The sequence below is a fragment of the Streptococcus suis genome (assembly GCF_902702775.1).
Classification (GTDB): Bacteria; Bacillota; Bacilli; order Lactobacillales; family Streptococcaceae; genus Streptococcus; species Streptococcus hashimotonensis.
In genome coordinates this window covers 568,555-583,187 of the sequence record NZ_LR738724.1, presented here as the reverse complement: position 1 = coordinate 583,187, position 14,633 = coordinate 568,555, and the positions used below count along the sequence as shown (strand labels likewise).

The following is a 14,633-nucleotide window of genomic DNA, read 5'->3' as shown; positions in this document are numbered from 1 at the left end:
CTTTTATGTAAATTGAATATAGTATAAATCGAAATTAAGTGCTTGTCAAGAAAATCTCAAGAAAAAAAGATTGCCCTAAGACAATCTTTCTACTGATTAAAGTGAGTTAGGATCAACTTTGATACCAACACCTTGTGTTGTTGTAATTGATACTGAAGTCATGTAAGTACCTTTAGCTGTAGCTGGTTTAGCTTTAGCCATTACATCGTGGAAAGCTTTGAAGTTTTCAACGAGTTTGTCAGCGTCAAATGATACTTTACCGATAAGAGCTTGTACGATACCTGCTTTGTCAGCACGGTAAGTGATTTTACCACCTTTAGACTCTTCAACTGCTTTAGCAACATCCATTGTTACTGTACCAGTTTTAGGGTTTGGCATCAAGTTACGTGGACCAAGTACACGACCAAGACGTCCAACAACTGCCATCATATCTGGAGTTGCGATAACAACGTCGAAGTCCAACCAACCACCGTTGATTTTAGCAACGAGGTCATCTTCACCAACAAAGTCTGCACCAGCAGCTTTTGCTTCTTCTGCTTTAGCACCACGTGCGAAAACAAGAACGCGTGAAGTTTTACCAGTACCGTTTGGCAATACCATTGCACCACGGATTTGTTGATCAGCTTTACGTACGTCGATGTTCAAGTTGTAAGCAACTTCAACTGACGCATCAAATTTAGCGAAGTTAGTTTCTTTTGCAAGAGCAACAGCTTCTTCTACGCTGTAAAGTTTTGTGCTGTCGATTTTTTCAAGAGCAGCACGCAAGTTTTTGCTTTTTTTAGCCATGTTATATGTCTCCTTGTAATCAGATAATCTTGGGTGCTACTTAGTCAGTAACAGTGAATCCCATAGAACGAGCAGTACCTTCGATCATACGCATTGCAGCTTCAAGAGATGCAGCGTTCAAGTCAGGCATTTTAGTTTCAGCAATTTCTTGTACTTGTGCACGAGTAACTGTTGCAACTTTAGTTTTGTTTGGTGTACCTGAACCTTTTTCAACACCTGCAGCTTTTTTCAAAAGAACAGCAGCTGGTGGTGTTTTAGTGATGAAAGTGAATGATTTATCTTCATACACAGAGATAACTACTGGGATAATCATGCCAGCTTGGTCAGCTGTACGAGCGTTAAACTCTTTTGTGAATCCCATGATGTTGATACCTGCTTGACCAAGTGCTGGTCCGACTGGTGGAGCTGGAGTAGCTTTACCTGCAGGAATTTGAAGTTTTACGAGTTTTTCGACTTTTTTAGCCATGATATAAAATCCTCCTATTGTGGTTTTGGCGGTAATTAAAGATTTTTACCTCCCACAAATATGTGTTTTACACATACCTTTTCATTATACACGAATTTCAAAGAAATGCAAGCTTTAGGTTTACTTTTTTTCACATTTTTTATAGAATGAATGTATGTTTGAATCGATTATATTTTTAAAAATAGTAGCCTTTCTATTTATCTTTCTAACCTTGGCCATTTCGATAATTGCTGTCAAGTTTTTTAGGTTGCAAAACCGAGGATGGAACTTTGCAGACATTGCCTTTCCTCTCTATGCAATTGAATTTTATCTGATTTCGGACAAGGCCTACTATAACAGTCTACTGCCTCAGCTTGTCCTAGCCCTCTCACTACTAGCGATTGGTCTTTGTGGTTTCTTCCTTTTAAGGAAAAAGAATTTTTTATATCGCCGTTTCTTCAAGGTTTTCTGGCGAGCTAGTTTTATCTTGACCTTTTTGATGTATCTAGCTTTGGTTATTGCGGTCTTCACTTTAAAATCCTAAAATCATCCATCCTTTCATCGATGGCATAATGAATCCCCATTGCAGGCGCAGTGGGGATTCTTTTTTATACTAAATCAGACAAGGCGACGTAGATGTAGATAGAACTGACGTTCATCAAATCAGGTCAACAACGTATGATTTTGATTTTCTAAGAGTATTAATTAGTTGTCATATTGATAGACCTCTCTGGGCATGAAAAGATGGACTTATTCATGAATTTCTAGAGGGAGGCCATCTGGATCAAAGAAGAAGGCCATTTTTTTACCATCAAAATCATCTGTTCGCAGGACTTCATGTCGGATGTCCAGACGGTCAAACTCTTCCAGACAGGCTTCCACATCTGCAACCTGGAAAGCTAGATGGCGTAGACCTGTATGTTCAGGATTGGGCATGGCCGGACGCATTGGTGCATCTGGTTTGATGAAGATTTCCAAGATCAGATTGCTTTTTTTGACATTGAAGAGAATATCATTTTTTTCTGGGCGAATATGTTCATCCACCTGTTCAAAGCCTAGTTTTTCAACATAAAATTCTCTTGTTTTGTCATAGTCACTACCGATAATTGCAATATGATGAACTGCATCAAATTTCATTATTGTGTTTCCAATACCTTTCTAGGTTTTGTTCCTTCAGCTGGACCAATGACACCCGCTGCTTCTAGCTCTTCCATGAGGCGTGTTGCCCTGTTAAAACCAACAGACAAGCGTCGTTGAATCATAGAGGCGCTGGCTTTTTGTGTCTCAACTACCAAGGCACGTGCTTCGTTGAAAAGTGGATCTCCTCCAGCATCACCAAAACCTGCATCGCCATCACCTTCTGCCACTTCACCAGGATCAAAGGATTCATCATAATCTGCATCTGCCTGATCCTTGATAAAGCCAACTATTGCTTCTACATCATCATCGGATATAAAGGAACCTTGCAAGCGGACTGGATGGTTTTCATCAATCGGTTTAAAGAGCATGTCACCGCGACCCAAGAGTTTTTCAGCACCATTTTCATCTAGAATCGTCCGACTGTCTGTACCGCTTGATACGGCAAAGGCGATACGAGATGGTACATTGGCTTTAATCAAGCCTGAAATAACATCAACAGATGGTCGCTGGGTAGCAAGAATCATGTGGATACCTGCTGCACGAGCCTTCTGTCCCAAGCGAATAATGGCATCTTCCACCTCCTTGCTGGCTACCATCATCAAGTCTGCCAACTCATCTACGATTACCACAATGAGAGGAAGAGGAATCTGTTTTTCTTCTGAACGGCTATTAAATTCTTCGACCTTCGCATTATAACCTTCTAAGTTTCGGACACCAATTTGGCTAAACAACTCATAGCGTTTCTCCATTTCATCCACTACTTTTTGAAGAGCTCGAGCAGCCTTGCGTGGGTTGGTCACAACGGGAATCAATAGGTGGGGAATATCATTATAGACCGATAATTCGACCATTTTTGGGTCAATCATCATGAACTTAACTTGGTCTGGACCAGCTTTCATGAGAATTGAAGAGATGATACCGTTGACAGCAACAGATTTCCCTGAACCAGTTGAGCCAGCCACCAATAGATGGGGCATACGTGCTAGGTTAAAGGAACGGACGGAGCCATTTACAGCCTTACCGAGAGGAATTTCCAGAAGCTTGTCTGGGTCTGTTTTAGATTGTTCCCAGAGCTCACGGAAAGGTACTGTAGCCACTTCGGAGTTTGGAACTTCAATACCGACCAGAGATTTTCCTGGGATAGGAGCTTCAATACGGACATCTTTAGCCGCAAGAGCTAGAGCCAAATCATCAGCTAGGTTAGAAATCCGATTGACTCGGACGCCGACTGCTGGTTTGACCTCATACTTGGTTACCGATGGTCCAATCTCAGCACGCTCAACCACCACCTTGATTCCAAAACTGGCAAAGGTGTCTTCTAAAACTTTAATATTCTGGCGAACAATCCGTTTTTCATTGGACTGACTCTTAGCTTTTATAGGAGCAAATAAGTCTATGGACGGAAGTTTATATGCTAGTCTCTGCTTAGGCTTGAAATCAATTTGCACCTCTGTCTCGTCCTTCTCAAACTCATTTGTTTCAGAATCCTGGGTTGCCGAGTTTGATGGTGCTGGTTGGTCATCTTCTGCCAACATAATAGGAAATTCATCTTCTATGTCTAGGTGGTCATATTCTGAAATAATCGGTACTTGAACAGGCTCTTCTTCTAGGATTTCACCCGTTTCTAAATCGACATGTCTATCTACCAGTGCCAAAGCCCGAGCTGACTCTTCCTCTTCCTCTAGACGAAGGCGTTCCTCTTCTAGACGAGCTAATTCTTGCTGACGTTTTTCTTCTCGTTCTGCTTTCTTCTGTGTTCGAAGCTCTGCTCTTTTTACCTGCGTCTCCGCCAACTTATCTTTGGCAACCGCCAAGCCATCGGCAACATCATAAACAGACCATGGGCTTACAAAAAAGATACCAAATGCTATCACTAGAAGACCGATGAAGAAGGAACCGACATTTGCAAAGAGGAAGGAGACTGGCAGATAGAAGATACTTCCAATCATCCCTCCGCCTAGAAATGCTGTTACCTGAAACTTAGCTAGGTCTGACAAGGCCAATTTTAGAGTATGACCGAATAGGTCACTCCCTTGATAGGTCCAGTCTAAATAAGCCTGAAATTCAATTAATAACCCGATAACAATCAGCCAGAAGCCCGATATGGTCCCTTCTCTTTCGCGTAAGACTTTGGGAATAAGAAGGTAGATAAATGCACCCGCCAATAATAGATAGGCCAGACTACCAAATAATAGCCGGAAAATATTGTAGCTGGTCACGCCAAACACACCTAAGCGACTGGTTGCAAAGGCAATGAATAACAGCCCCAATACTCGAAGGGTGATATTTTTAACACGTTCTTGCTGTGCTAATTCTGCCTTGGTTGGGCGCCTCGTAGCCTTTCCTTTTTTACTTGTCTTTCTCATAGATACCTCAACTTTCTCAATCTCTTTATTTTATCATAATTGGGAAGAATTTTCATGATAGAAAAAACCCTGCAAATACAGGGTTTCTCTTGGAGTGAAAGAATAATTTAAGAGGACAAATAATATTATAGAGCGTTTAGAATAATCTGACCTTCTACGTAGAAGGTTGATGTCAAGGTTTCTTGACCATCGTTAATAAAGATTTCCAAACAGTTGGTGTCAACCAAGACCTCTAGCTCTGTCGCTTGAACCGTGACCGCTCGACGAACGGTTGACCATTCCTCCTCACCAACTTGCTGGATTTTGAGAGAGCTACGGTCGATATAGACTTCTTGTCTTTCTTTATCATAACCAAATTGCAAATAGTCTTGGTCTGCTCCCAGTTTCAAGTCTAGACTATCGTCCAGTTTGAGGGAGAGCTTACTTGGTCCTTGAATAACTTGACCGATTTCAATGTCGTCAAAGCTGTTCAAGATACTTGCTGGCAAGACCTGTCTGAGTCCATTCTCACCTTGCTTAAGTAGACGAGGTAGGTTCATTTGACCATACCACTTATGTCCCAAGTCATTGGTTACAAGCGGACGTCCCCATGTATGCATCCAGGCAATCATGACACGTTCCCCTTCTGGACCTTCAGTCGTTTGAGCTGCATAGAAATCATGCCCATGGTCGATTTCCTTAAAAGAATCTGCCTCAAAGACTTTCTTGTCCCAGTCCACATGACCAGTCACAAAGATATTGGAATTGATATTGACAAAGTCATTATCTTCTTTTTGATAGCGCATCGGCGAAACAATCAGGTATTCTTGACCATCTACTTCAAAGTAATCAGGACATTCCCAAACGTGACCTTGGTGGACTTGGCCTTTTAAGAAGATAGACTCAAATTGCCAGTCCAGCAAATCGTCAGATCCTAGTAGGACAATACAGCCGACACCGTCTTTATGCTTGGTCGCTACAACGGAGTAATAGCGACCATCTTTCTCGAAAATCTTTGGATCACGGAAGTCATTGGCGATGACTTCTTCTGGTAGAAGTTCCTCCGTTGCGACAGGGTTCTGAGCGATTTTTTCAAAATGAATACCGTCTGTCGAATAGGCCATGTTCTGCACCTGTCTGACAGAGCCATCTTCATTGACGATGTTGCCCGTGTACATGAGCCAGAGGGTATCTTCTTTGACAATAGCAGAGCCCGAGAAACAGCCATCCTTATCGTAGTCCTTGTCTGGAGCCAGGGCAACTGGGAGATGTTCCCAGTTGACCAAGTCCTTACTTTTGGCGTGGCCCCAATGCATTGGTCCCCAAACACTTTCATAGGGATTGAATTGATAAAAGAGGTGGTATTCTCCTTTGAAATAGACAAATCCATTTGGGTCATTGATCCAGCCAATTTCTGGAACGAAGTGACGTTCTGGTCTAAAAGTCGGATCAAGGGTTACTTTTTCTGCTTGAATATATGCATTGGCTTTTTCAACTGTTTTCACAGGCAGCCTCCTTTTTGATTACTGATTTTCTTTGTATTGATCGTAGTATTTTTGCTTGATAGCTAACCAGTCAGACAGACCGTAGCTTTCCAATTCTTTCAAATAGCTATCCCATTCTTCTTCAATACCGCCGTTGACAATCCATTCTGCACGTTTGCGGTAGATGAAGTCGTTCATATCTGCTTCAACTTGGGCAATCTTATCCAAATCTTCTTGTTCCATGAAGACACGAGGGTAAATATCATCGTTTGTTACATAGTCAAGATAAGTAGCGTGCATCAAGTCCAAACGCCATTTAGCGTCATCTGGCATGGTGGTCACTTTGCCGTAGTATTCATCAAGAATAGCCAAGGGTCCACCAACTTCTGTCTTCTGACGCAATTCGCCTGGAGCTGTACCGTTCAATGGTAGGTGTTTGAGGCTATTAGTTGCTGTGTCAAGTTCAAAGATATTTTGCTGTGTCTCATCTCCATAAGTACCCCAGTTGTTTTGGACAGATTGGAGCGGAGCGTATTGGGCATCAATCCACTTGGCTGTCAATTCCAAGTTTTTATTAGCTGATGTGATGACCATGCGGTCACGTTGGAAGCCCATACCGTTTGTACGAGTGATGTGCTTGGTTCCATCAGGACCTGCCAAGACTGGCAAGATGTCATAGGTATCGTTCATACCTGTCACATTTGCCTTATCCCAAGTAAAGTAAACACCGTAGAGATTTTCACTTCCTTTAGAGATGTAAGTGTTCCAATCTTGTTCGAACGCTTCAGGATCTAGAAGACCTTTTTCTTGAAGGGTGCGCATAAATTCAACACCTTCTTTGTAGTCTTCATTGTCCGCTGTGAAGTCAACAGTTCCGTCATTGCTGACAACTAAGTGGTCATCATTATCACCTACACCGAATGCACCAAAAAGAATTTTGAAGTCCTCATTTCCTCCACCATTGATGAAGCCCATTGGAATTTCATCCGCCTTGCCGTTTCCGTTTGGATCCTTGGTCTTGAAGGCTTCAAGGACCTTAATCAAGTCGTCCGTTGTTTTTGGCATTTCAAGACCGAGTTTGTTCAACCATTCTTTGTTAATCCAAGCGATATCGTTAACGGTGTGAATTGATTCCTTACCTTCACCTAACTCTTCAATCCATGGGAATGAGTAGATATGTCCGTCTGGAGCCGTAATCATTGAACGGTATTCTGGGTTCTCATCAAGAATTTTCTTGAGGTTTGGCATATGCTCATCAATCAAGTCTTCAACTGGTACGATGACCCCTTGCTTCGCCCAGTTCATCAATTCCACATCAGAAGCCCCGTCATTATGAATAGCATCTGGCAAATCACCTGAGGCAATATCTAAGTTCCGTTTTTCACCAAAGTCTGACTGATAATTTGTCCAGTCAATATGAACGCCTGTTTCCTCTTCTAATCGCTTGAAAATTAATTTTTCATTCGGATCTGCTGGGGCTAAAGGCGAACTTGAAGTCATAAACTTAAGCGTAACTGATTTTTCCAAAGGGAACTGGACATCTGTCAATTCATAGTCAGGGCTTGATGCGGTATTTTTTGAGCCACAAGCAGCCAATAAAACGGTACTTGCAAGAAGCGTAACAACTGTTTTTCCAAATTTGTGTTTCATCAGAAACAACCTCCTATTTTGTTTTCTTAAAAATAATTGATACTTATACTCAATGAAAATCAAAAACAGACTAGCTCCAAAGGTTTGGGGAACCTTTGGAGGTTGGAGATAGAGCGAACGTAGTTCGTTTCTACTCACGCAGATATAACTCTGTTCCTTTTATATTTCAAGGAACAGGCTGAAAAGATCCACTGGATCTTTTCACTCATCAAATCAAGTCAACAACGTCTGATTTTGATTTTCGAAGAGTATTATTAACCTTTTAATGAACCAGCCATAATACCCTTGTCAAAGTATTTCTGGAAGAATGGATACATGACAATGAGTGGCAAGCTAGAGATGACAATAGTCGCATACTTAATCATTTCTGCGATTCGTTTCATTTCATTCATAGCAGCCTGAGCACCAATCATATCCTTGGCAGGCTCACTTTGAATGAGGATTTTCCGTAGCACGAGTTGGAGTGGTTCCAAGTCTGGATCCTTAATGTAAATCATGGCATCGAAGTAAGAATTCCATTGACCAACAAAGGCATAGAGGAAGAGGACAAACATAATTGGTTTTGCCAACGGAATCATGATTTTCCAGAAAATCTGAAATTCATTGGCCCCGTCCATTACCGCTGCTTCTACCAACTCATCTGGCAAGCCTTGGAAATAGGTCCGTGCCAAGATAATATTCCACACATTGACTGCACCAGGGATAATAATGGCCCAAACGGTGTTCAACATTCCCAAATCTTTGACCAAGAGATAGGTCGGAACAAGGCCACCACCAAAGAACATAGTGAAGACTAGGAAGGCATTGATCCATTTTTTCCCGACCAAGTCTTTTTTCGAGAGAGGATAGGCAGTCATGACCGAAATGGCTACAGTCACAAAGGCAAAGGAGAAAGAATAAAAGAGGGAGTTGAAAAATCCACGTAGGATAGACTTGTCTGAAAAGACTCGTTGGTAGCCTTCTACTGTCCAGTCCTTTGGATTAAAGCTAATTCCCTTGCTGACCAAGGCCTGTGGGTCCATGAAGGAAGCTACTAAAATGTAAGTCATAGGCACAACTGTTATGAGAACAAGAAATGCCAGCAAGATTTTATTGACAATCAGCATTCGCTTGTCAAATTTTGTGTACATTTGTGTATTCATACGAACCTCCTATAAGCCTTGTCCGTCGTTAATGCGTTGGACAATCTTATTGACTGCAATCAGCAGGATAATATTGATAAGGGCGTTAAATAAACCAACCGCTGTTGAATAAGAGTAGTCACCTGACACCAAACCGATTTTGTAGACATAGGTGGAAATAATTTCAGAACTGGTAAGGTTGAGGGAGGTCTGCATCAGGAAGGCTTTTTCATAGCCAACGTTCATGATGCCCCCAGCTGCCAGGATAAATTGGATGACCATGACTGGTTTCAGTGCAGGCAAGTCAATGTGCCAGATTCGTTGGAAGATGTTGGCACCGTCTAGTTTAGCCGCTTCAATCAAGGCTGGATCAACATTGACCAAGGTAGCCGTGTAGAGTGTCGATGCCCAGCCCATTCCCTGCCAGATACCACTTAAGATATAGAGCGGTCTGAAGAAGTCTGGGTCTGTCAGGAAGTTGGCTTCAATACCAAATAGACTGAGGATTGAGTTGACTGGTCCTCCTACTGAGAAGAAGAGGAAAATCATACCAACGATGACAACGACTGAGATAAAGTTTGGAGCATACAGTACCAATTGAATCCGTTTTTTAGCCTTATCACTCAATAGTTGGTTGAGCATGATTGCTAAGATAATAGGTGGCAGAAATCCTAGGAGCAGACCGTAGACACTCAATTTCAAGGTGTTGGCAAGTAAGGTGCCGAAATTTGGAGAAGAGAGAAACTTGGTAAACTCTTCAAACCCAATCCACTCACTACCAAGCACCCCTTTTAAAGGATTATAGTCTTTAAAGGCAATCAACACTCCGTACATGGGAATGTAACGGAAGATGAAGGTCAAGACCAAGCCTGGTAGTAACATCAGTAACAAGAGTTTCTGTTGCTTGATTCGATCCAAGAGCCCAGCTTGTTGCAGTTTTGATGTTTTCATAAGAACTCCTTTTTGAAACGTTTCAAATTTATTGATTTTAGAAAGAGGATGTAAACCTCTTTTTGAAACGTTTCATTTTTCTTGTAAAAATAAAACCAACTGTTTATTGATGATTTTATTTTATCATTGTAACCGTTTTCTGTCAACTGCTTTTTTTTTAATTTTTTGTAGTTTTTCCGTCCACATAAGAAATTGGTAACGTAACTTGGAGGGGACGCTCTCTTTTCTCGATGACATCGACTAGACAGGCAACTGCTTCTTGGGCCATAGCCTCTAGAGGCTGACGAATGGTGGAAAGTTCTAAAGAACGTTCGTTTGCCAACTGAATACCGTCATAGCCGATCACCTGCACATCTTCTGGAACCCGTCGTCCCAGTTTTTCCAAGACAGCAAGTGTGTCTAAAGCTACAAAATCATTGATGGTGAAAATGGCGTCAACCTGTGGATTTTTAAGCAAAAAGGCTTCGACTTGATCGACAAAGTCATCATATGGCTCTTCCAAGTCCAAGACCTGACAAGGAAAACCTGCTTCTAAAATCCGCTTTTCAAAGTACAATCGACGCTTTTTAGTTTCATTGATGGTTTTATTGTGCCCGCCGATAAAGGCAAAATGGCGACCTCCTTTTGCAATCAAGGTATCCGCTGCCAGTTCCGCACCAGCTTGGTTGTCCGAACTGACACAAGGAATAGCCTTATTTTCATAGGTGCGGTCGATACTGACGAATGGGATGTTAGAAGATAAGTAATCCTCAATCGGACTGTAGGTGATGGCAATGATGCCGTCAACCTTATTTTGCTGGAGCATAGTTAGGTAGTCCAGTTCCCGCTTTGGTCCTGAGATATTACAGAGCAAGAGCTTGTAATTCTTCTTGCTAAGGGCCACTTCGACATGGTAGGCAAACTCTCCAAAAAATGGATGCCAGACTGTCGGAATAATCAAGGCAATGGTTTCAGTTTTGTTCTTTTTCATCCCACGTGCATAAACATCTGGGATGTAATTTAATTCCTGAATGGCAGTCTGAACTTTTTCAAGTGTGCTTTCCTTAATACCAGGCTCCTTATTAATAACTCGAGAAACCGTACCAACACTGACACCAGCTAGTCTTGCTACATCTTTCATAGTAATTGATTTTTGCTCTTCCATTGTTTGCTCCTTTCTATTTCGTTTTTGAAACGTTTCAATATTTTATATTAGAATACCATTGATAACGTTTTCTGTCAAGAAAAAATAGACCAGCCTTGCCAGTCTACATCTTCTTCTTTGGGTGTTTGTCAATGACTTCTGGGTGATTATCCAGAGCAGCTCTGCCTTTTTCCGTCAGGGCATAGCCACGGACAGCAAAGTAGGGAGCTAGTTTTTCTTCTGTCAAGTGGTCCTTGAGGGCAGTGTCGAGGTCAGCCGCCTTCATCTTGGAAAGACCGGTCACGCCTTCTGCCTTGAGGATATTCTTCTTGGCAGTGGAGGTGATGTGGTCCAGCGAATCAAAGGCTGACTCTAAATAAACATAGCCTTCCGCCAACAACTTTTCCATGTGGGCAGGTCCGTTGATGCCGTAAATGTACTCAAAATACTTGGAATAGGGCGTCGTAGTTGTAAAAGTGCCAAAATTGACACGCCAGAGAAGGATAATGTCCCCTGCCAGCAGACCTTCTTCTAGCCGAATCATATTGCGTTTTGGAACGGGCTTGGCCTCCAAAAGCCAGGCTGCCAGGTCACGTTCAGGGGAAATATAGGGCTTGACCTCATGGTCTTTGTACATTTCTTCAATCCGATTCTGAATTGACATTTATTTTACCTCTTGTACTGCGTAATAGTTGCCTTCTTCGTCGCTAAAGTTGAAAGTTTTCATAAATCCAAGATCCATAACTGGGTTGGCATTGACACCGCGTTCGATAAATTCTTGGTAGGTTTTTTCAACATCTGCAGATGCCATCAAGATGGATGGAATACCAAGAAACATCTCTGGATGCATTTCAGCAACTGCTGCCTTATCATGAAGAACAAATTGAACATCGCTATCTACTTTTGGCGCGATAACATAAGAAACTTGCGGACCTTGTTCTTGGCGTTCTACACGCTCAAAGCCAACTTTTTCATTCCAGAATTTTGCGGCTGCTTCAGGATTATTGACATACAGCATAACCTGTCCGATTGATTGAATCATTTTAAATACCTCTTTTGTGTTGTACGAATATCTGTTCAGACCATTATACACTAGGTAGGGATATTTTCAAAAGAAAAACGACTCTTAAAGCCGTTCAAAACCTAGGAAGCGAGTCCCCTGAAAATGCAGGTTGCCTACATCTCCCTCTGCCAAGAGGGCATACTCGTCCGAGCGTACACGGAACTCCTGCCGTCTCCCCTCCCATTCAAACGTTACATAATAATTGGTTCGTGCTACTTCATTACCAAAAACATGAGTTCGTTTTGAGACAAGCTTGGCCCTGTAGGATTCTTTTGGGGCCTGATTGTTATGGTGCCATTCCATAAAATTTTTAATAATATGGAAACAAACCGTCGCTAATATGATTGCAGAAAAACTGTAGAAAAGGACCGTATGCCATACTAGGCTTCCATCTGGGCCAAACAAGTTCTCAAACATCACTATTCTCCTTTTTACATTTGTGAATATAGTATATCATATTGTTGAATTAGATACACTTTTTATACTAGATAAAAATTGAAAAAATCCATATTTCATGGTAGAATGAGCATAATTTTGAACAAGCCAAGAAAGGATTTTCAATGAAAAAAATACTAGCTCTTGCTCTAGCTTCGAGCATCTTGCTAACTGCCTGCACAAACAACTCGACAGCTAATAGCTCATCTTCTACAGCATCTAGCTCTAGTTCAAGCTCGACTACGACAGCTGATACAACTGCTTCTAGCCAATATGCCAAAGATTTGGCATACGCCATTAACAATCCTAAAGCTACATTCCCCCAACTTTCCAATGAAATTGGTGAAAATGAGGCTGCTGTTAAAATAAAAACAACCGAAGGCGACATCACTATAAAACTCTTCCCTGAGCAAGCTCCACTAACTGTAGAAAACTTTCTGACCCATGCCAAGGAAGGATACTATAATGGAACAATCTTCCATCGTGTCATTAAGGATTTCATGATTCAAGGTGGCGATCCTCTTGGAAATGGTACTGGTGGAGAGTCTATCTGGGCCGGAAAAGATACTACTATCGATGCTGGAAATGGTTTTAAAGACGAGATTTCAGCTTTCCTTTATAACATTCGTGGCTCACTTTCTATGGCAAATGCTGGTGCAGGAACAAATGGAAGTCAGTTTTTCATCAATCAAAATACAACAGACATGTCTAGCCAACTTTCTAGTTCTAGCTATCCTGGTAAAATCATCGATGCTTATAAAAACGGAGGCAACCCAAACTTAGATGGCAAGCATACCGTATTTGGTCAAGTCATCGAAGGGATGGACATCGTAGATAAAATCGCTTCCGTCGAAACAGATGATAGCGATAAACCTAAAACAGATGTAAAAATTGAGTCTATTGAGATTCTGAAAGATTACACCTTTTAAAAAAGAAACAGAGTGCCCACCTCCTGTCGGAGAGTAGGCACTCTGTTTCTTTTATCACGTGAAAACCAGTTACTGTTTGCTAGGGTCTTTCAGCTTACTCTTACTCTATAAAGAAAAATTATCGGTATTCGGAAAGAAGAAAACAATCATCCCTAAGTAACAAAAGGAAGACGAAAGACATAAATTGGAGATTATATTATGAAAACAGGGGTGTCAACTGTTTTTCACGAGTTTAAAGACATTATTTAAAGAAGCCAAGCTAGGTTAATTTCTCTTATGACTTTTACGTGACGGCTTCATTTTTCCGCAGCATTTCTTTAACAATATAGCCAAAAAGATAAATGAAAGAGGTATTCCAATAAACAGAGGGATGTACTTGACTGGAAGGGCTGCGACTTGCTTCACTTCTGCTTCCATTATCTCCGCCTTGTATGGGATACGATGTCCCCTAACCAAAATCCTATGGCTATTTACCATATAAGGTGTGCAAGTCACCAACGTGACATAATCCTGTCCTTCAACAATCTGTAGGCTACTAACGTCACTAGGATCAACAACTTGAATCTTGTCTACTTGGTAGGCATGAATTTCAGACTCTTTGAGCTCAATATAAAATCTATCCCCTTCAACCAGGTCTGGTAAGTCTGTAAACAATTTAGCTTCTGTCAGACCACGATGTCCAGAAATAACCGAGTGCGTCGATTCTCCACCGATTGGGAAGGAGGTCCCTTCTAAATAGGTTGCACCACGCGCGAGAAAGTCCTCCCTGGTTTGGTCAAAAATAGGCAATCTGATTTGGATTTTAGGGATAGAAATAACGCCCAAAACATGGTCTTCATAGACCGTTTTTAAATCTTCAATTTTTTTGGCCTCTTCGGAGAAAGGATCAAATCCGGGAGAGATATTTTGATAGGCAAATTGCTTATTTTTTGCCTCCATTTCGGCTAATTTTTGTTGATATTCCTCGGCACTTTTTTGATTTGCTTGCTGCTGGTAATGTTGAATGATTTGTTGGTTCATCAAGTCATTCAAACCATTTCTAATGAATGGATAGGAAAGAATGCCAATACCACAGGCCAGAACGACCCCCATAACAGTATCCACTATTTTTCTTTTTGTATTTTTCTTGGTTCGCTCCATATTCTCCCCTGTTCATTATCA

15 protein-coding genes are annotated in these 14,633 nt (G+C 41.5%); 2 read left to right on the top strand and 13 right to left on the bottom strand.

The features are described from left to right. Positions 1-96 precede the first annotated feature (96 nt). Both rplA and rplK read right to left on the bottom strand, forming a co-directional pair. Entirely contained in the window at positions 97-786 is a 690-nt protein-coding gene (gene rplA, locus GPW69_RS03000) for a 50S ribosomal protein L1 (RefSeq protein WP_004194879.1), read from the bottom strand. Positions 787-826: 40 nt separating this feature from the next. Further along, the gene (gene rplK, locus GPW69_RS02995) at positions 827-1,252 is read right to left on the bottom strand and encodes a 50S ribosomal protein L11 (RefSeq protein WP_002935890.1); all 426 of its coding nucleotides are present in this window, start codon (positions 1,250-1,252) and stop codon (positions 827-829) included. Positions 1,253-1,406: 154 nt separating this feature from the next. On the opposite strand from rplK, the gene GPW69_RS02990 reads away from it, so the two are divergent. Next, positions 1,407-1,775, top strand: coding sequence for a DUF3397 domain-containing protein (locus GPW69_RS02990; RefSeq protein ID WP_029171884.1), 369 nt, complete (start codon positions 1,407-1,409; stop codon positions 1,773-1,775). Between the two features lie 206 nt (positions 1,776-1,981). On the opposite strand, the gene gloA2 is transcribed toward GPW69_RS02990, so the two are convergent. The 10 genes from gloA2 to GPW69_RS02940 all read right to left on the bottom strand — a co-directional run bounded on the left by gloA2 (position 1,982) and on the right by GPW69_RS02940 (position 12,525). Continuing rightward, a complete protein-coding gene (gloA2, locus tag GPW69_RS02985; RefSeq protein ID WP_044687164.1) occupies positions 1,982-2,368 on the bottom strand; it encodes an SMU1112c/YaeR family gloxylase I-like metalloprotein in 387 nt (128 codons plus the stop codon). After that, on the bottom strand, positions 2,368-4,737 hold the full coding sequence (locus GPW69_RS02980) for an FtsK/SpoIIIE family DNA translocase (RefSeq protein WP_074391517.1): 2,370 nt from the start codon (positions 4,735-4,737) through the stop codon (positions 2,368-2,370). The genes gloA2 and GPW69_RS02980 overlap by 1 nt, the downstream gene beginning before the upstream one ends. Before the next feature lie 125 nt (positions 4,738-4,862). After that, on the bottom strand, positions 4,863-6,221 hold the full coding sequence (locus GPW69_RS02975) for a glycoside hydrolase family 32 protein (RefSeq protein WP_074391518.1): 1,359 nt from the start codon (positions 6,219-6,221) through the stop codon (positions 4,863-4,865). 18 nt (positions 6,222-6,239) lie between these two features. Beyond that, on the bottom strand, positions 6,240-7,850 hold the full coding sequence (locus GPW69_RS02970; RefSeq protein ID WP_074391589.1) for an ABC transporter substrate-binding protein: 1,611 nt from the start codon (positions 7,848-7,850) through the stop codon (positions 6,240-6,242). 254 nt (positions 7,851-8,104) lie between these two features. Next, positions 8,105-8,992 (bottom strand): carbohydrate ABC transporter permease, encoded by an 888-nt coding sequence (locus GPW69_RS02965; protein ID WP_074391519.1) that lies wholly within the window; start codon positions 8,990-8,992, stop codon positions 8,105-8,107. 9 nt (positions 8,993-9,001) lie between these two features. Next, a complete protein-coding gene (locus GPW69_RS02960; protein ID WP_074391520.1) occupies positions 9,002-9,922 on the bottom strand; it encodes an ABC transporter permease in 921 nt (306 codons plus the stop codon). A gap of 157 nt (positions 9,923-10,079) precedes the next feature. After that, positions 10,080-11,066, bottom strand: a complete 987-nt coding sequence (locus GPW69_RS02955; protein WP_074391521.1) for a LacI family DNA-binding transcriptional regulator — start codon at positions 11,064-11,066, stop codon at positions 10,080-10,082. A gap of 103 nt (positions 11,067-11,169) precedes the next feature. After that, positions 11,170-11,709 carry a cytochrome P450 family protein gene (locus GPW69_RS02950; RefSeq protein WP_074391522.1) on the bottom strand — a complete coding sequence of 180 codons (540 nt, stop codon included), beginning with the start codon at positions 11,707-11,709 and terminating at the stop codon, positions 11,170-11,172. Then, positions 11,710-12,087 carry a VOC family protein gene (locus GPW69_RS02945; protein WP_024407510.1) on the bottom strand — a complete coding sequence of 126 codons (378 nt, stop codon included), beginning with the start codon at positions 12,085-12,087 and terminating at the stop codon, positions 11,710-11,712. A gap of 84 nt (positions 12,088-12,171) precedes the next feature. Further along, complete coding sequence (locus GPW69_RS02940) at positions 12,172-12,525, bottom strand: DUF2500 domain-containing protein (protein WP_044683780.1); 354 nt, start codon at positions 12,523-12,525, stop codon at positions 12,172-12,174. Between the two features lie 143 nt (positions 12,526-12,668). Here GPW69_RS02940 and GPW69_RS02935 point away from each other — a divergent pair, with 143 nt between their 5' ends. After that, positions 12,669-13,472 (top strand): peptidylprolyl isomerase, encoded by an 804-nt coding sequence (locus GPW69_RS02935; protein ID WP_029171894.1) that lies wholly within the window; start codon positions 12,669-12,671, stop codon positions 13,470-13,472. A gap of 264 nt (positions 13,473-13,736) precedes the next feature. Here the strand turns inward: GPW69_RS02935 and GPW69_RS02930 are convergent, their stop codons facing one another. Further along, entirely contained in the window at positions 13,737-14,612 is an 876-nt protein-coding gene (locus tag GPW69_RS02930) for a class C sortase (protein WP_074391523.1), read from the bottom strand. Positions 14,613-14,633 lie beyond the last annotated feature (21 nt).